The 17,759-nt window shown below is 63.2% G+C and carries 12 protein-coding genes; 4 read left to right on the forward strand and 8 right to left on the reverse strand.

Going from position 1 to position 17,759, the window contains the following annotated elements:
* Window positions 1-4: 4 nt before the first annotated feature.
* The 4 genes from A9K65_RS28290 to A9K65_RS28305 form a co-directional block, all read right to left on the reverse strand.
* Complete coding sequence (locus A9K65_RS28290) at window positions 5-3,151, reverse strand: efflux RND transporter permease subunit (RefSeq protein WP_064995083.1); 3,147 nt, start codon at window positions 3,149-3,151, stop codon at window positions 5-7.
* A 199-nt stretch (window positions 3,152-3,350) separates the two neighbouring features.
* Window positions 3,351-4,502, reverse strand: coding sequence for an efflux RND transporter periplasmic adaptor subunit (locus A9K65_RS28295; RefSeq protein WP_013532914.1), 1,152 nt, complete (start codon window positions 4,500-4,502; stop codon window positions 3,351-3,353).
* 56 nt (window positions 4,503-4,558) lie between these two features.
* Window positions 4,559-5,164 (reverse strand): TetR family transcriptional regulator, encoded by a 606-nt coding sequence (locus tag A9K65_RS28300; protein ID WP_013532915.1) that lies wholly within the window; start codon window positions 5,162-5,164, stop codon window positions 4,559-4,561.
* A gap of 452 nt (window positions 5,165-5,616) precedes the next feature.
* Entirely contained in the window at window positions 5,617-7,257 is a 1,641-nt protein-coding gene (locus A9K65_RS28305; protein WP_064995082.1) for an acyl-CoA synthetase, read from the reverse strand.
* A gap of 190 nt (window positions 7,258-7,447) precedes the next feature.
* Between A9K65_RS28305 and A9K65_RS28310 the strand changes: the two genes are divergently transcribed.
* Both A9K65_RS28310 and A9K65_RS28315 read left to right on the forward strand, forming a co-directional pair.
* Window positions 7,448-8,413, forward strand: a complete 966-nt coding sequence (locus tag A9K65_RS28310) for a sugar-binding transcriptional regulator (RefSeq protein WP_013532917.1) — start codon at window positions 7,448-7,450, stop codon at window positions 8,411-8,413.
* 91 nt (window positions 8,414-8,504) lie between these two features.
* Window positions 8,505-10,559, forward strand: coding sequence for a bifunctional aldolase/short-chain dehydrogenase (locus A9K65_RS28315; protein WP_013532918.1), 2,055 nt, complete (start codon window positions 8,505-8,507; stop codon window positions 10,557-10,559).
* A gap of 53 nt (window positions 10,560-10,612) precedes the next feature.
* Here the strand turns inward: A9K65_RS28315 and A9K65_RS28320 are convergent, their stop codons facing one another.
* The 4 genes from A9K65_RS28320 to A9K65_RS28335 form a co-directional block, all read right to left on the reverse strand.
* Window positions 10,613-11,458: an acyl-CoA thioester hydrolase/BAAT C-terminal domain-containing protein gene (locus tag A9K65_RS28320; RefSeq protein WP_013532919.1), complete on the reverse strand. Its 846-nt coding sequence runs from the start codon at window positions 11,456-11,458 to the stop codon at window positions 10,613-10,615.
* A gap of 101 nt (window positions 11,459-11,559) precedes the next feature.
* Window positions 11,560-12,612: a substrate-binding domain-containing protein gene (locus A9K65_RS28325; RefSeq protein WP_013532920.1), complete on the reverse strand. Its 1,053-nt coding sequence runs from the start codon at window positions 12,610-12,612 to the stop codon at window positions 11,560-11,562.
* Between the two features lie 51 nt (window positions 12,613-12,663).
* Window positions 12,664-13,659: an ABC transporter permease gene (locus A9K65_RS28330; RefSeq protein ID WP_013532921.1), complete on the reverse strand. Its 996-nt coding sequence runs from the start codon at window positions 13,657-13,659 to the stop codon at window positions 12,664-12,666.
* Between the two features lie 79 nt (window positions 13,660-13,738).
* Window positions 13,739-15,250 (reverse strand): sugar ABC transporter ATP-binding protein, encoded by a 1,512-nt coding sequence (locus A9K65_RS28335; protein WP_064995081.1) that lies wholly within the window; start codon window positions 15,248-15,250, stop codon window positions 13,739-13,741.
* 135 nt (window positions 15,251-15,385) lie between these two features.
* Here A9K65_RS28335 and mtnK point away from each other — a divergent pair, with 135 nt between their 5' ends.
* Window positions 15,386-16,660 carry an S-methyl-5-thioribose kinase gene (mtnK, locus tag A9K65_RS28340; protein ID WP_027163852.1) on the forward strand — a complete coding sequence of 425 codons (1,275 nt, stop codon included), beginning with the start codon at window positions 15,386-15,388 and terminating at the stop codon, window positions 16,658-16,660.
* On the forward strand, window positions 16,657-17,751 hold the full coding sequence (mtnA, locus tag A9K65_RS28345) for an S-methyl-5-thioribose-1-phosphate isomerase (protein WP_064995080.1): 1,095 nt from the start codon (window positions 16,657-16,659) through the stop codon (window positions 17,749-17,751). Before mtnK ends, mtnA begins: the two co-directional genes overlap by 4 nt.
* Window positions 17,752-17,759 lie beyond the last annotated feature (8 nt).

The following is a 17,759-nucleotide window of genomic DNA, read 5'->3' on the forward strand; positions in this document are numbered from 1 at the left end:
CGATCTATTCGGCGGCCAGCGCCAGTTGCGGCTTTTCGGCTTCCTGGCTCAGTTCCAGATCGTCCGTCCGTCCCTCCGCCCCGCGCTTCTTCGGCTCCCGGCCGAAGAACAGGGCGTAACCGGCCGGCAGGACCAGGATGGTCAGCACCGTGGCAACCAGGATGCCGCCCATCATGGCGTAGGCGAGCGGACCCCAGAAGGCGCCGCGCGAGATCGGGATCAGCGCCAGCACCGCCGTCAGCGCCGTCAGCGTGATCGGCCGGAAACGGCGAACGGCCGAACCGATGATGGCCTCGTAGCGGTCCATGCCCGCGGCGATGTCCTGGTCGATCTGGTCGACCAGGATGATCGAGTTGCGCATGATGATGCCGAGCAGCGCGATGACGCCGAGAATGGCGACGAAGCCGAACGGCGCACCGCTGATCAGGAGTGCCGCGGCAGCACCGATAATGCCAAGCGGACCGGTCGCCAGCACCAGCATCGCCTTGCCGAAATTCTGCAGCTGGATCATCAAAAGCACGACAATGACGGCCAGCATGATCGGTGCCTTGGCGGCGATCGAAGCCTGGCTTTCCGCCGAATCCTCCGCACCGCCCTGGATTTCGATCTTGTAACCGGGCGCCAGACCCGCACGCAGGTCCTTCATGTCGTTGTACATCTTGGTGACGACGTCGTTGGACTGCACGCCGTCGGGCAAGGTGGCGCGCACGCTGATGGTCGGCAGGCGGTCGCGGCGCCATTCGATGCCTTGCTCCAGCACCGGCACCACCTTGGCCACCTGCGACAGCGGCACGAAACCGCCGAAGTCGGTCGGGATATAGACCGAGTCGACCGAGGACAGCAGGCTGCGGCTGGCATTCGGCTCGCGGGCGACGATGGACACCGTCTCCTCGCCGTCGCGGAAGTCGTCGAGCGGCGCGCCGGACATCGTCGCCTGCAGCATCTGGCGGATGCGCTGCGAGGTGACGCCGAGTGCGCGGGCACGATCCTGGTCGATGACCAGCTTCATCGCCGGAACCGGCTCCAGCCAGTCATCATGCACGGCGCCAAGCAGCGGATCTTCACGGAACTTCGCCTTCACCTGGTCGGCGATGCGGCGCACCTCCTGGCGATCCGGCCCCATGACGCGCATCTGCACCGGCCAGCCGGTCGGCGGACCGAGGAACAGACGATCGACCTTGGCACGGATGGACGGGAAGTCTTGCGCCAGAACGGTGCGCAACTTGACGATCAGACGCTCGCGAGCCGGTTCGTCATTGGCCATGACGAGCAACTGGGCAAAGTTGGGGTTGCTCAGCTGCTGGTCGAGCGGCAGGAAGAAGCGCGGCGCGCCCTCGCCGATATAGGTGGCGATGAAACGCTTGTCCTTGTCGTCCATCATCTTGGTCTCGAGCGCCTTGGCCTGCGCCTCGACTTCCTTGATGCTGGTGCCTTCCGGCAGCCAAAGGTCGACGAGGATTTCCGGCCGCGACGATTGCGGGAAGAAGTTCTGCGGAATGAACTGGAAAGCCCACAGGCTGGTGCCGAAGGTGACCAGCGTCATCACCAGGACGATGATGCGATGGCGCACGGCCCAGCTGACGGTGGCACGAAGCCGGCGGTAGAAACGCGTGTCGAAGACATCGTGATGGCTGCCGGCATGCTTGCGCTGCTTGAGGATCATGTTGCCGAGCCATGGCGTGAAATAGACCGCGACGAACCAGGAGACGATCAGCGCGATGCCGACGACATAGAACAGCGTGCGGACATATTCGCCGGCGGTCGAGGCCGCGAAGCCGACCGGAATAAAGCCGGCCGTGGTGATCAGCGTGCCGGTCAGCATCGGGAAGGCGGTCGAGGAATAGGCGAAGCTCGCCGCCTCGACCTTGACCATTCCCTCCTCCAGCTTGCGCTCCATCATCTCGACGACGATCATCGCGTCGTCGACCAGAAGACCGAGCGCGATGATCAGCGCGCCGAGCGAGATGCGCTGCAGGTCGATGCCGAGCTCGTACATGATGGCGAAGGTCGCGGCCAGCACCAGCGGGATGGCGATGGCGATGACCAGGCCGGAACGCCAACCGATCGACAGGAACGAGACCACGAGCACGATCAGCAACGCTTCGCCAAGCGCATGCATGAACTCCGCCACCGCATCGGTGACGACGCCCGGCTGGTCGGAGATCTGGTCGACCGCAACGCCGTAGGGCAGCGCCTCTTCGAAGCGCTTGTAGGTGGCCTCGACATCCTTGCCGACATCGGTAACCTTGAAGCCCTTGGCCATGACGACGCCCAACTGCACGCTGTCGTGACCGTTGAAGCGGTACTTTCGCTGGAACGGATCCTGCAACCCCGAACTCACCGTGGCGATGTCGCCCAGCCTCGTGACCTGACCGCCGGCGCGCAGGCGCAGGTTCCTGATATCCTCGACCTTGCCGACATCGCCCTCGACGGAAATGCGCACCGAGTTGGTGCCGGTATCGACGGAGCCGGCCGGGTCGACATTGTTCTGTCCCTTGATCGCATTCTGCAGATCGGTCAGCGTCAGGCCGCGTTCGGCCAGGGCCTTGGACGAGACGTCGATGTAGAGCTTTTCAGGCTGGTCGCCGATGATGACGGCCTTCTCGACGCCGGGCGTCGTCAAAAGCATGTCGCGCGCCTGGATGGCGAACTTCTTCAGCTCGGGATAGCTGAAGCCGTCGCCGCTGATCGAATGCAGGGTGATGAAGGTGTCGCCGAATTCATCGTTGAAATAGGGGCCGAGCAGACCTTGTGGCAAGTCACCGGCAATGTCACCGACCTTCTTGCGCACCTGGTAGAACGCGTCGGTCACCTCGGCGGTGTTGGTGTCGCCCTTGATCTGCACGGTGATGATGGCGCTGCCGGCGCGGGTGAAGGAGCGCACGAAATCGAGATGCGGCGTTTCCTGCAGCTTGCGTTCGATCTTGTTGACGACCTGGTCTTCCATCTCCTGGATCGAGGAGCCCGGCCAGATCGCCTGGACGACCATGACCCGGAAGGTGAAATCGGGATCTTCCTTCTGGCCCATGCGCATCAGGCCGAGCGCGCCGGAAATGATGATCAGGCCGAACAGGAACCGCGCAATGGCGGGATGGCCGATTGCCCAGCGCGACAGGTTGAAGGGCCGCTTCTCTTCCGTGGAATTGGTCATCGACGCTGGTCCATCTATCTAGCGCAACAAAATCGAGGGTTCGTAGTGGCTTCCGGGCGGCAAGGCTCTCCCAGCGGAGAAGCACTCATCGCGGTGGGACGCGAAATCGATGTGGGGGTTACATCAATCGAGCGTCTCGGTCGGGCGCCTGCCGCCCGGAAACCAGCGGCTGCGGGAACGCGCAGCCGGTTGTCTGTCGTCAGCGCACCTGCTTGGCGTCGCCGTCCGCCGCGGATGCCGATTGCAGCGCCGTATCACCGGCGAGCTTCACCTTGAGGTTCTCGGTCATGAATTGCGTGCCGGCGGCGACCACGACATCGCCGGGTTTCAAACCCTCCGCGACACGCACGCCATCGGCGGCGAACTCGGCAACCTTGATCGGACGAGCATGAACGGTGTCGGCGCCACGATCAACGGTCCAGACGATCGATTGGGTGCCTTGCTCGGCCAGTGCGCTCAGGGGGATCGAGACCAGCTGCCGCTCATTGGCCGCCGTGGCTTCGATGCTGGCGGTCATGCCGAGCAGCACACGCGGATCGTTGGGCAGGCTGACGCGGACGGCAAAGGTGCGTGATTGCGGATCGGCGCTGCCGGCGACTTCGCGGACCTTGCCGTCGAGCGCCAGCGCATCGTCCGACCAGAAGCCCGCCTTGACCGCCTTGCCCGGCTTGAATTCGGCGATTTCCATTTCGGGGACGGCGATCAGCACTTCCTTTTCGCCGTCGACAGCGACAGTGACAACCGGCGTGCCGGAACCGACCACCTGGCCAACGTCGGCGCTGACCGTGGTGACGATGCCATCCCTGTCGGCCTTGAGGTCGGTATAACCGACCTGGTTCTTCGCCTGAGCCAGTGTCGAAAGGGCGGAATCACGGGTGGCGACCGCTTGGTCATAGGTCAAGGTCGCCTGTTCGAGCTGTGATTTCGGGGCAAAATTCTTGGCAAAAAGCTGCTCGGCACGCTTGCGGGCGAGTTCCACGGTCTCGACCTGCCGCTCGGCGGCATCGAGCGCTGCCTGCGCGCTCTTGACCGAAAGGTCGTAGTCAATGGGATCGATGCGGGCGAGCACATCGCCCGAGGCCACATGCTGGCCGATATCGACGAGGCGCTCGGTGATCTTGCCATTGACGCGGAATGCCAGAGCGCTCTCGGTGCGGGCCCTCACCGACCCGGAATAGGAGAGCGTGCGGGTGTCATGTACCTTCGCGATCTCGACAACCTTGACCGGGCGGATGATATCCTTGACTTCGGCTTTTTCCTGGCTGCAGCCGGCAAGCCCGAGAGTGGCGGTGACAAGCAGCACCGGGCCTACAGCGGGCAACCTGCCGATGATTGAACTGAACGAAGACACGCGCGTACTCCCGAAATGGAGATGAATCGTTGAAACCGGCGCCCGACGGGCGGAGGCTACTTCAAGGCCTTGATTGCATAGTCGACGAGGTCGTCAGGCATTGCCCGGTTGGTCTTGGCAAGGCATTGCGCCACCATCTGCGGGTGACACAGGATGACGGTCGCGGCGCCGAAACAGCGAGACGCGATAACCGGATCCTGTTTTCTGAACTCACCGGCCTCGATCCCGTCACGAATGATTTCCGCGAACAGGTCGTGAATGCTGTCGACATGCTTGTCGATCACACCCCAATCCCGTTCGAGGGCGACGATGACCATCTCGTGGACCTTCTGGTCGTCGAGCATGACCTCCATCGTCATCTTGTATTGCGCATGCACGTAGCGCCGGAGCCGCTCCTCGGCGCTGATCGGCAGGCGCGAAATCTCGTAGGCCATCTTGTAGCTGGCGCCGAGCATCCGGCCGCAGACGGCCTGGTGGATTTCGACCTTGGAGGCGAAAAAACGGTAGATGTTGGCCGGCGACATGCCGAGCTCACGCGCAATGTCGGCGACATTGGTCTTGCCGTAGCCATAGTGCCGGAACAGGCGCTCGGCGCAATCGAGAATGCGCGTTACATTTTCCTGTCGGGCGGCTTCGGCGACTATGGTGGCGGCTTCGGACATGATCCTCTATCGATTTACGAGTGACGAATTTTGATTTTCATCACTCGTAAATCGAAAAGAAGGACCTGTCAATGCGGATTCGGTATACACGTACGAATGGTGACAGATGGTGACAGTAAGAAGGTGGAATCGACGATCGCTGTTAGCGGCTGGCCCTGATGAATTCGTCATCCTAGGGCGAAGCAAGGAGCGAAGCGACGCGGCGCAGACCCTAGGATCCATGCCGCGGCGTTGGTCAAAGAGTGCGACGAATCAACAGGTTACACCGGTCAGCGAGCTGCAGCCTGCAGCCGCCATTCTCGACTGTCGGAGCTCGGCCGCAAGGTCACGGCATGGATCCCTTGGGCTGCGGAGCAGCTCCCGGGTTTCCGCGACGTCGCTCGCGACTGCTACACCCTAGGATGACGAAGCCCGCGACAAATTGTCGAGGCGAAGCATGGGTGGCGATGCAGCTAAGCCCCCTTGGCCATCTCGCGTAGCCGGAATTTCTGGATCTTGCCGGTCGAGGTTTTCGGGATTTCGGCGAAGATGACCGCCTTCGGCACTTTGAACCGGGCAAGCAGCGCGCGGCAGTGATTGATGATCTCGACTTCGGTCGCGACCTTGCCGGGTTTCAGCTCGACATAGGCAACAGGCACTTCGCCCCATTTGTCGTCGGGCCTGGCGACGACGCCGCAAGAGGCAACCGACGGGTGCTTGTAGAGCGCGTCCTCGACCTCGATAGAGGAAATGTTCTCGCCACCGGAGATGATGATATCCTTGGAGCGGTCCTTGAGCTGGATGTAGCCATCGGGGTGCATGACGCCGAGATCGCCGGAATGGAACCAGCCGCCGGCGAAGGCTTCGTCGCTCGCCTTGCGGTTTTTCAGGTAGCCCTTCATGACGATGTTGCCGCGGAACATGACCTCGCCGATTGTCTCGCCGTCGGCCGGTGTCGTCCGCATCGTCTCGGGGTCCATGACCGTCAGGCCTTCGAGCGCTGCATAGCGCACGCCCTGCCGCGCCTTCCTGGCGCTGCGCTCGCCCTTTTCGAGATCATCCCAGGCGCCGTGCCATTCGTTGACGACCGCCGGGCCATAGGTCTCGGTCAGGCCGTAGAGATGGGTGACGGCAAAGCCGGCATCCGCCATCCCCGACAGCACGGCTTCCGGCGGGGGTGCTGCAGCCGTGTTGAAAGTGACCGTCTGCGGAAATGCGCGCTTGTCCTCGTCCCTGGCATTGATCAGCACCGACATGACGACCGGCGCGCCGCACAGATGGGTGACGCCCTGATCGGCGATCGCATCGTAGATCGGCTTCGGCCGCACCCAGCGCAGACAGACATGGGTGCCAGCCTGGACGGCGAGCGTCCAGGGAAAGCACCAGCCATTGCAGTGGAACATCGGCAGCGTCCACAAATAGACCGCGTGCTTGGCCATGCCGGCATGGATGGTGTTGGTGTAGGCCATCAGGGCCGCACCGCGATGGTGGTAGACGACGCCCTTCGGATTGCCCGTCGTTCCGGACGTGTAGTTGAGCGAAATCGCATCCCACTCGTCGTCGGGCATCGACCAGGCGAAGTCCGCGTCGCCGCCTGCGACAAATGCCTCATAGTCCAGTGAGCCTACCCGCTCGCCCTTTGGGTACGGCGCGTCGGCGGCGTATTCGGGATCGTCATAGTCGATGACCAGCGGCTTGACCCTGGCCAGTTCCAGGGCCTGCTTGACGACGCCGGAGAATTCGCGGTCGACGATCAGCACCTTGGTCTCGGCATGATCGAGTTGGAAGGCGATGACCGCCGCATCGAGGCGGGTGTTGAGCGAATGCAGCACCGCCTTGGTCATCGGCACGCCGAAATGCGCCTCCAGCATCGGCGGCGTGTTTGACAGCATGACGGTGACGGTGTCGCCCTTGCCGATGCCGCGCTTCTGAAGGGCCGAGGCAAGCTTCAGCGACCGCTGCCAGAAAGTGCGATAGTCGATGCGCTGACGGCCATGGATGATGGCGATATGGTCGGGATAGGTCTTGGCCGCGCGCTCCAGATAGGTGAGCGGCGTCAGCGGCTGATGGTTGGCCGCGTTCTTGTCGAGATCCTGTTCGTAAGGATTGCCCATCCCATGCTCCCCGCGATTTTCTTTCAGACGTTCTAATCACAGGCTCGGGCCGCGTCACCACAAACGATGCCACGACAGAGCGCATTCGGCACAATGATGAACCAGATTCGGCGCAAGCGGGAGCATCGCATACCTCTGCCCAGTTTGACTTTTGTCGAGAGCCGTGAATAATGTCAGCTGAGGAGACGGCATGGCGATCCGACCGGCAGAACAACTCATCCACAAGGCCGCCTGGCTCTACTATGCCCATGGCCTGCGGCAGGACCAGGTGGCGAGCCAGCTTAACATTTCCCGTGCCTCGGTCGCCATGTACCTGCGCAAGGCGCGCGAGACCGGCATCGTCAACATCTCGACTTCGACCCAGCTTTTCACCGACGACGTGCTGGCGCGCAAGCTCGAGGATGCGCTGAGCCTCGACGCCGTCTGGATCGCGCCGGAGAATGATCATATTGCCGACCCGTCGACGGAAATCGCCGTGCTGGCGGCGAGCGTCTTTCTCGAACTGGTCAAGAAGGGCGACCGCATCGGCGTCGCCTGGGGCCGCACCGTCTATATGATTGCCGACGTCATGTCCTATGCCGATCTGCAGGATGTCACGGTGGTGCAGCTCTGCGGCAATCTCGGCGCGCCCTATTCCTATCGCCCCGACCAATGCACTATGGAAATCGCGCGGCGGCTCAACGCCAAAGGGCTCAATTTCTACGCGCCGCTGGTGCTGTCTACGGAAGAACTTGCGCGTGCGCTGCGTGCCGAGCCGGTGATCCGGGAACAATTGTCGGGTGTCGGCGAATGCGACCTGGCGTTATACTCGGTCGGCGCGGTCGACGCCGACAGCCATCTGGTCAAATGCGGCGCGCTGACGCCAAGTGAAATGGCGGATCTGCGCAGCCAAGGCGCTGCCGGCGTAATTGCCGGGCAGATCATAGACGCCGAGGGCAAGGTGCTCGACTGCAGTTATAACAGGCGGGTGATCTCCGCCGAGCTTGCATCGCTGCGCGCCATCGCCAGGCGGTTGGTGGTGGTGCAGGAGGACAGCAAGTTCGAACCGCTGCTCGCGGCGATCGCCGGCGGCCTTTGCACGCATCTGGTGGTCGGCGCGCACATGGCGCAGCGGCTTCTGGACCATGCTGCTGCCACGACAGAAAAGGCCTCCTAGGAAATCCCCTCTCCGTCGCCGGCGCATTGTCATCAAAGCGTCGCGGCATTCCTGTTTCACCATCAAAGACAAACAACCGGACGAAGCGAACATGAAGAATTTGTGGAATGACGAAGCCGCCGAAAAACTCGTCGCAGACTACGCGAAAAAGGGTGTCGGCCGCGACCTGGCGCTGCGCGTCTACACGACCCGGCTGCTCGGCGGCGAACCACGGCTGGTCCTGCATGGCGGCGGCAACACCTCTTGCAAGACGACGGCAACCGACCTCGTCGGCGACCAGTGGGACGTGCTGTGCGTCAAGGGCAGCGGCTGGGACATGGGCGTCATCGAGCCGCAGGGCCTGCCGGCGGTCAAGCTCAAGCCGCTGCTCAAGGCGCGCGCGCTGAACAGGCTGGCCGACGAGGACATGGTTGCCCTGCAACGCGTCAACCTCATCGATCCGTCCTCGCCCAACCCGTCGGTCGAGACGTTGCTGCATGCCTTCCTGCCGCACAAATTCGTCGACCACACGCACTCGACCGCCATTCTCGCCATCGTCGACCAGGAGGACTCCAAGCCGCTGGTGAAGACGGTTTTCGGCAGCAAGATGGGTTACGTGCCTTACATCATGCCCGGCTTCGACCTCGCCAAGGCGGCTGCCGACATCTTCGACGCCGATCCTGACGTCGAGGGCCTGATCCTCGACAAGCATGGCATCTTCACCTTCGGCGACGATGCGAAGCAGGCCTACGACCGGATGATCCATTATGTGAACGTCGCCGAGGACTATATTGCCGCAAGCGGCAAGCCGAAGGCGGCAAAGGCAGCCTTGCCGGCAAAGCTCGCGACGCCGGCGTCGATCGCGCCGATGCTGCGCGGCGCGGTGGCGGTAGCGCGCGGCGAAGGCCGCTTCGACCGGATGGTCAGCGATTTCCGCACTTCGCCGGTAATTGTCGATTTCATCAATTCAGCCGAGATCGCCGATTATGCCGGGCGCGGCGTCTCGACGCCCGATCTGTCGATCCGCATCAAGACCGGGCCGATGGCGCTGCCGGCGCCCGACGCCGACAAGGCCGGCGACTACAAGGCGGTGATCAAGAGCCATGTCGACGCGTTCGCCAAGGATTATCGCGCCTATTTCGAAACCAATGATGCGCTCGACGACGTCAAGCGCACCATGCTCGACCAGATGCCGCGGCTGACGCTGGTGCCCGGCCTCGGCATGTTCGGCCACGGCCGCACCCTGAAGGACGCGAAGATCGCGTCGGATGTCGGTGAGATGTGGATCGAGGCAGTGCGTGGCGCCGAGGCCGTCGGCCGGTTCCATCCGCTTTCCAAGGCCGACCTGTTCCCGCTCGAATACTGGTCGCTGGAACAGGCCAAGCTCGCCTCCAACAAGCCGAAGCCGCTGACCGGCCAGGTGGTGCTGATCACCGGCGGTGCCGGCGCGATCGGTGCAGCGACGGCAAAGCTGTTCGCCGACAATGGCGCCCATGCCGTCGTCGTCGATCTCGACGCCGAAAAAGCCGCCGATGCAGCGAAGAAAGCCGGCAACAATTCGATCGGCGTCGCCGCAGACATCACCGACCCGGCACAGGTGCGTGCCGCCTTCGACAAAGCGGTCGCCGTGTTCGGCGGTGTCGACATCCTGGTTTCCAATGCCGGCGCCGCCTGGGAAGGCCGCATCGGCGAGCTCGACGATGCACTTTTGCGCAAGAGTTTCGAGCTCAATTTCTTCGCCCACCAATCGGTGGCGCAGAATGCCGTGCGCATCATGCTCGAGCAGGGCACCGGCGGCGTGCTTCTGTTCAACACCTCCAAGCAGGCCGTCAACCCCGGCCCGAAGTTCGGCGCCTATGGCGTGCCGAAGGCGGCGACGCTGTTCCTGTCCAGGCAGTACGCGCTCGACTATGGCGCGCATGGCATCCGCTCGAACGCCGTCAACGCCGACCGTATCCGCTCGGGCCTTTTGACCGACGCCATGATTGCCAGCCGCTCAGGCGCGCGCGGCGTGTCGGAGAAGGACTACATGTCCGGCAATCTGCTCGGCCAGGAAGTGACGGCGCAGGACGTGGCGCAGGCCTTCCTGCATCACGCGCTGGCCGACCGCACCACCGCCGACGTGACGACCGTCGACGGCGGCAATATCGCGGCAGCGCTGCGGTAGGGAAAACCGGCCGAGACTGACGCAAAACAGGCGAAGGTATTCGGGATCTGCAGCTACAGCAGTTCTCGGATGCCTTCCCACGCCATTCTGCCCAACCGTGAATCGGCCTCGCCATTGCCGCCATGTGCATGCAATGTCGAGCGTGGTGTGTTCTCGCCAGGCAAGAGAATGCGATGCCCCGCATCCGGCGATGACACGAGATGTGTGATCTTGCCTGCTTCGCTGCGCCGCCGGACAATTTCTGTCGCGAACCATAGGGAGGGCCACAGCGCATCGTCGCCGCCTGCGACCAGCAGGATCTCGGCCGATGCGGTCTCAACGGGGATGGTCGCCGCAGCCGCTTCCTGCCTGAAGGTTTTCAAGCAATGTTCGAAGAGTCCCCTGTAGGATACCAAGCCATCCACGTATTCTGGTGTCCAGTTTGGATCCGTCGGCACAAACGGCAGGGGAATTCCGTCGAGCGACCATGAGGATCGTTCAGGCCAACTGACGCCATCCCGGCCAGCACCAATATTTCCCCAAATCACCGATGACGGGCTGATGGCGACCACAGCGTCGATGCGCGGGTCATGGACCGCCGCAAGCAGTGAGGCCTCGGCACCCTTGGATGTGCCGACATAGACGATGCGGTGGCATCCTGTTTCAAGGAGACAATCGGTTGCCGCGAAGAAGGTTTCGAGGGGAATTTCGCATATTCCGGGAGGCTGGCCCTCACCGCCAAACCATTGCAGGGCCAAAGCCGACGAGCCCTCGTTTGCAAAGAGCCGTGCGCGCCCGACATCGACGCGGCCACTCGACCCACCCAGCACCACGACACCCGTGGTGGCCTGCGGGCATCGAAACAAGGTTCCGGCGACGGCGCCGGACAGGTTTTCCTCGATTGCCGCTTGGACTTGCATACACGCACCGAACCTTGGGCCGGAGCCTGGCGCCGGCTGCAGATATTCAGCAAAAAGGCCGCCTGCAGCAAGCGGCTGCAGGCGGCCTTCGATTGCGAAAGTTACTTGGCGTTCGGGTTCGGCATCCAGGCCGGCATCGCGACATCGGCGTGGGCGAACTGCGGCAGCTTGGCCGACAGGTCCTCCATGTTCTTGATGTCCTTGTCGATGAGGTCCTTTTGGGTGATCAGTGTCGGCGGCACGACGACGTTGTGGCCCGGATCTTCACCGGCCAGCAGCTGCGCCAGCGCACGCACCGAGACCTGGCCGACGACGGCCGGGTTGGTCGCGGCGGTCGCGGCCCAGGCGCTGTCGGGCTCGCGCATCGCAGCGATGTCCGAGGTCGAAATGTCGGCCGAATAGATCTTGATGCCCTTGTTCAAGCCCGCTTCGTCGACAGCGATCTTCACGCCCTTGGCGAATTCGTCATAGGGAGCGAACATCACCTTGATGTCGGGATGCGCCGTCAGCACCGAACGCGCCTGGTTGGCGACGGAGTTGGCGATCGGATTGTCGAGCGTGCCGAACATCGCGACTTCCTTGATGCCGGCATATTTCTTCTTGACGTCAACCCAGGTCTCGTTGCGGCGGTCGAGCGGCGCGATGCCGGCGACATAGACATAGCCGGCATTCCAGCTTTCGCCATTGTCCTTGACCGCCTGCTCGAGCGCGAGGCGGGCCAGGTCGCGATCGGACTGTTCGATCTGCGGGATCTTGGGGTTTTCGACATTGACGTCGAAGGCCACAACCTTGATGCCGGCGTCGACCGCACGCTGCGCGGCGTCCTTCATCGATTCCGTCAGGCCGTGCTGGATGATGATGCCCTGCACGCCGAGCGCGATGGCCTGGTCGACCATGTCGGACTGAAGAGCCGCATCCTGGCGGCTGTCGAGGACGCGCAGGTCGATGCCGAGCGCCTTCGACTGCGCCTCGACGCCCGAGAGATAGGCCTGGAAGAAGTCGCCGGTCGAGAGATAGCGCACCAGCGCGATCTTGACGCCGGGCTTGTCGAAGGGCGCCGGCTTGTCCGCGGCAAAAGCCGGAAACTGCATCAGCATGGTTGCGCCGGCCAATCCGAGCGCCACCTTCCCCAGAAGTCTTCTTGTAATGCTCACTTTGTTTTCCTCCACTCTTGTTGAACTCGAAAATCCTGTTCCGGTCGAAAGCTATCTCCTGCCCCTGCCCGAAAGCGCAAAGGTGAAGACAAGGGCGACGACCAGAACCACGCCCTTGATGAAATCCTGCGTGTAGTAAGGCGCGTTCATCATCGTCAGGCCTTGCAGCAAGATGCCGACGAACAGCGCGCCGATGGCGGTGCCGAACGCATTCGGCTTGGCGGCACCTAGCACCGCGTAGCCGATCAGCGCCGCGGCAACCGCATCGAGCAGCAGATTATTACCCGAGGCGATGTCGCCGCGTCCAAGCCGGGCAGCGAGCAAAATGCCGCCGATCGAGGCAAAAACACCTGAAATGACGTAAGCCCAGATCTTGTATGCCTTGACAGGCGCACCGGCGAGTTCGGCGGCGCGCTCATTGCTGCCGACGGCATACATCATGCGGCCGAAACGGGTGTATTCGAGGAAGAACCAGATCAGCACGGCGAGCACGAGCAGCACCACCACCGACACTGGAATGAGGTTCGGGATGAAGAAGTCGAAGCGGTGGCGGCCGAGCGCCAGGAAGGCGTCGGAGAATTTGCCGTTGGCGACCGAACCGTCAGGCATGGTCATGCCGGTGGCGATCGAGCGGCCTTCGGTTGGAATGCGCTGCAGGCCGACGAGCAGGAACATCATGCCGAGCGTCGCCAGCAGATCGGGCACACGCATGTAGACGATCAGCCAGCCATTGATCAGGCCGACGATGGCGCCGATGAGCAGGCAGACGACGACCGCGACAAGGGCGTTCTGCTCCAGCACCACCATGACATAGGCGGCCGCCATCATGGCTGAGGTGGCGACCGAGCCGATCGACAGATCAAAACCTCCGACGACCAGCGTGGCGGTGACGCCGAGCGCCAGCACGCCGGTGATGGCGACCGACTGGAAGATGAAAACCGCACTTTGCGGCGAAACGAAACCGTCGGCGGCGATCGAGAAATAGGCGACGAGCCCGAACAAGAGCACGATGAATCCGTAGCGGATGGCGTGGTCGCGCAATGTCATTCGGCGCTCCCGCGCGCTGCTGCCGTTTTTAGCCAATCCGAACCCATGCTCTTTCCATTCCCATTCCTAACGCCCGTGCTCAGGCGGCACTGTGCAGCGGCCCGCCGGCGACCTCGGCCAACAGGCGGTCGAGATCGACATCGGCATTGCGGTGCTCGCCGACGATGGTCTGTTCCGACATGACCAGGATGCGATCGGCGGTCTCCAGCGCCTCGTCGAGTTCGGTGACGAACAGCAGCGTGGCGCGTCCGTTTGCACTGGCCCTGAGCTTCGCGGCGATGTCGCGCCGGGCGGAAATATCGACGCCCTGAAACGGCTCGTCCAGAATGAACAGTCTCGCATGCTGGGCCATCCAGCGGGCGACCATCACCTTCTGCTGGTTGCCGCCGGAGAGCTCCGACATCTCGTCCTTCTCGGAGCGGCAGACGATGCCCAGCTCCTCGATCTGCCGGCGCGCCGTGGCGCGTTCCAGACGGCGCTTGAGAACAGCGAAACGTGACATGCGCTTGTGAAACGGCAGGCTGATATTTTCCTGGATGTTGAAGCCGCCGACGATGCCGTTCTCGCTGCGGTCCTTGGCGACGAGGAACACGCCGGCGGCGATCGCCTCGCCGGCTGTTTCAGGCGCATAAGGCCTGCCGTTCAGCGTCATTGTGCCGGCGAGCGGCTGGCGCACGCCAAACAGCGTCTCGGCAAGCGCCGTCTTGCCGACGCCGACGAGGCCGGTGATGGCAACGACCTCACCGTCGCCGAGCGTCAGCGAGATCGGCCGTGCGCCTTGTGCGATGCGCAGACCGTCTATCTTGAAGACGGCATTGGCCGAATCCCTGACAACAATCCGGTCGAGATGGATCTTGCGGCCGAGCATGGCGTTGACCGCGCCTTCATAGTCGAGCGGTTTCTTGTCGAAAATGCCTGAGATGATCCCGTCCCGCATGGAGACGATGCGGTCGGCCAGCCGCCTTATGTCCGACATACGGTGCGAGATGTAGAGGATGGCCACGCCTTGCTCGCGCAGCCTGTCGATCAGGGCAAACAGCCGATCAGCCTCGGCGCTGGAGAGCGATGAGGTCGGCTCGTCGAGGATCAGCACTTTCGGCTTGTGCGCCAGCGCGCGGGCAATCGCCACCATCTGGCGATCGGCCAGCGAAAGATCACTCACCCGCGCCTTCAAATCGATGGCCAGCCCCATGCGGTCGGCAACCGCCTTGGCCTCTCGCCGCACGCGCATTGGATTGAACAGGGTCGGCGCACCGCTGCCGCTCAGCCGGTCCAGCGTCAGGTTGGTGGCGACGTCGAGATCGGCGACGACACCGTCATTGATGTTCTGATGCACGGTGACGACGCCGGCGCGGATCGCCTCGGCCGGGGTTTTCGGCGCGAAATCCTGGTCGGCGAGCGCCATCGTCCCGCCGCCGCGTTCGTAGACACCAGAGATGATCTTGACGAGGGTGGATTTGCCGGCGCCGTTGGCGCCCATCAGCACGGTCACTTCACCGGCATACAGTTCCAGCGAGACGCCGCCAAGCACCTCGTTATGGCCAAAGGATTTCCTCAGTCCCTCTACGCGGAACACGGCATTGCCGACCATGCGTTCCTCCCTGACATGACGCTATGGGCTGTATCGGCAATTGTCAACACGATTGACAATTGCCAGATCGCTTCCTAGCTTGGCCCGGCCGCCACGCCTCCGTTATGTTGGAAGCGCATATGCGGGAGGATAACGATGACTGAAGAATTGCCGTTCGAAGCCCTGTCGGTCGAAACCCTGGCTGCACGCCTTGGCGGCAACGAGGCGCTGTGCGCGAAGATCGGCAAGGACACCGGCGCCTGGAAGGTCCGCGAGGTCGGCGACGGCAATCTCAACCTGGTGTTCATCGTCGAGGGCGCCAGCGGTGCGGCCGTGGTCAAGCAGGCCCTGCCCTATGTCCGCCTGGTCGGCGACAGCTGGCCGCTGCCGTTGAAGCGCTCCTTCTTCGAATATCACGCGCTGACCAGGCAAGAGGCGCGCGCGCCGGGCTCGGTGCCGGCGATCCATTATTTCGATGAAGGTCAGGCGCTGATCATCATGGAATATCTTGCGCCGCCGCATATCATCCTGCGCCGTGCCCTGATCGACGGCCGCCAACTGCCGAACATCGCCCGGGATATCGGCCTGTTCATGGCCCGCACGCTGTTTCGCGGCTCCGACCTGCATATGGCCGCCAAGGATCGCAAGGCCGATCTGGCGCTGTTCGCCGACAATGCCGAGCTTTGCGACATCACCGAAAACCTGGTGTTCTCCGATCCCTATTTCGATGCCAAGATGAACCGGCACACCTCGCCGCAGCTCGACGGCCTGGTCGCCGAACTGCGCGCCGACCGCGACCTCAAGGTCGAGGCGCAGCGGCTGAAGCACATCTTCGCCGCCAATGCCGAAACGCTGCTGCATGGCGACCTGCATTCCGGTTCGATCATGGTCACCGACACGGAGACCCGGATGATCGACCCGGAGTTCGCCTTCTACGGCCCGATGGCTTTCGACGTCGGCATGCTGCTTGCCAATTTCTGGATGTCCTTCTTCTCGCAACGCGGCCACGAACAGAAGGGCAAGCGCGACGCCATGCGCGCCTATCTGCTCGGTGTGACGGTCGAGACCTGGTCGGTGTTCCGCGCCGAGTTTTCGCATCTATGGCGCAGCGAGCGCACCGGCATGCTCTACCAAAAGAGCCTGTTCGAGGACCAGGGCGACATCCTTGCCTCAGAGCAGGCGCTCGACCATGTGCTGCACCAGATCTGGACCGACCTGCTAGGCTTTGCCGGCGTCGAAGTGCACCGGCGCATCCTCGGTCTCGCTCACAATGCCGATTTCGAGACCATTGCCGACGAGGATCTGCGCGCCAGTTGTGAAGCAAAGGCGCTGAAATTCGGCCGCCACCTCGCCGTCAACCGGCGCCAGATCCACAGCATCGACGAGGTCAACCAACTGGCCGCGTTGATCGAACAGGAGAGCAGCATTTGAACGTCGGCGACCGCCACTATCGCACCATCTGGCTGAGCGACGACGGGCGTTCGGTCGATATCATCGACCAGCGCTGGCTGCCGCATGATTTCCGCATCGAGAGGATCGGCACGGTTGCCGGCATCGCCACCGCCATCCGCGACATGTGGGTGCGCGGCGCGCCGCTGATCGGCGTCACCGCTGCCTATGGCGTCGCCATGCAGATGGCCGACGATGCGTCGGATGCAGCGCTCGACGCCGTGTGGGAGACCCTGCACGAGACGCGGCCGACCGCGATCAATCTGCGCTGGGCGCTGGATGAAATGCGGCGCTTCCTGCGGCCTTTGCCTACCGAACAACGCGCTGCAGCCGCCTATCGGCGGGCCGGTGAGATCGCCGACGAAGATGTCGGCCTCAACCGCGCCATCGGCGAGAACGGTCTCGCCATCATCAAGGCGATCGCGGCGCGCAAGCAGAAGGGCGAGCCGGTCAACATCCTGACCCATTGCAATGCCGGCTGGCTGGCGACGGTCGATTACGGCACGGCGACCGCGCCGATCTACCTGGCCACAGAAGCCGGCATTCCGGTCCACGTCTATGTCGACGAGACGCGGCCGCGCAACCAGGGCGCCCAGCTGACCGCCTGGGAGATGGCCGGGCACGGCGTGCCGCACACGCTGATCGTCGACAATGCCGGCGGTCATCTGATGCAGCGCGGCGCAATCGACATGGTCATCGTCGGCACCGACCGCACCACCGCCGACGGCGACGTCTGTAACAAGATCGGCACCTACCTGAAGGCGCTCGCCGCCGCCGACAACGATGTGCCGTTCTATGTCGCACTGCCGTCGCCGACCATCGACTGGACGGTGCATGACGGTCTGGCCGAGATCCCGATCGAGCAACGCTCGGCCGACGAGGTCTCGCTGGTCTGGGGCAAGACCGCCGCCGGCGAGATTGCCCAGGTGCGCATTTCGCCTGAGACGACGCCGGCGGCCAACCCGGCCTTCGACGTGACGCCGGCGCGGCTGGTGACCGGCCTGATCACCGAGCGCGGTGTCGCCAAGGCCTCGCGCGAGGGCCTGAAGCAGATGTTTCCCGAGCGGGCGTAGCCGCTCGC

The organism is Mesorhizobium sp. WSM1497, from assembly GCF_001672455.2.
GTDB lineage: Bacteria > Pseudomonadota > Alphaproteobacteria > Rhizobiales > Rhizobiaceae > Mesorhizobium > Mesorhizobium ciceri.

Bases quoted from the DNA above. Each gene is read 5' to 3' on its own strand.
- A9K65_RS28305 (WP_064995082.1), bottom strand. From the start codon at position 7,257: ATGGGCAATCCTTACGAACAGGATCTCGACAAGAACGCGGCCAACCAT.
- mtnK (WP_027163852.1), top strand. From the start codon at position 15,386: ATGACTGAAGAATTGCCGTTCGAAGCCCTGTCGGTCGAAACCCTGGCT.
- A9K65_RS28315 (WP_013532918.1), top strand. From the start codon at position 8,505: ATGAAGAATTTGTGGAATGACGAAGCCGCCGAAAAACTCGTCGCAGAC.
- A9K65_RS28310 (WP_013532917.1), top strand. From the start codon at position 7,448: ATGGCGATCCGACCGGCAGAACAACTCATCCACAAGGCCGCCTGGCTC.
- A9K65_RS28300 (WP_013532915.1), bottom strand. From the start codon at position 5,164: ATGTCCGAAGCCGCCACCATAGTCGCCGAAGCCGCCCGACAGGAAAAT.
- A9K65_RS28330 (WP_013532921.1), bottom strand. From the start codon at position 13,659: ATGACATTGCGCGACCACGCCATCCGCTACGGATTCATCGTGCTCTTG.
- A9K65_RS28290 (WP_064995083.1), bottom strand. From the start codon at position 3,151: ATGACCAATTCCACGGAAGAGAAGCGGCCCTTCAACCTGTCGCGCTGG.
- A9K65_RS28335 (WP_064995081.1), bottom strand. From the start codon at position 15,250: ATGGTCGGCAATGCCGTGTTCCGCGTAGAGGGACTGAGGAAATCCTTT.
- A9K65_RS28320 (WP_013532919.1), bottom strand. From the start codon at position 11,458: ATGCAAGTCCAAGCGGCAATCGAGGAAAACCTGTCCGGCGCCGTCGCC.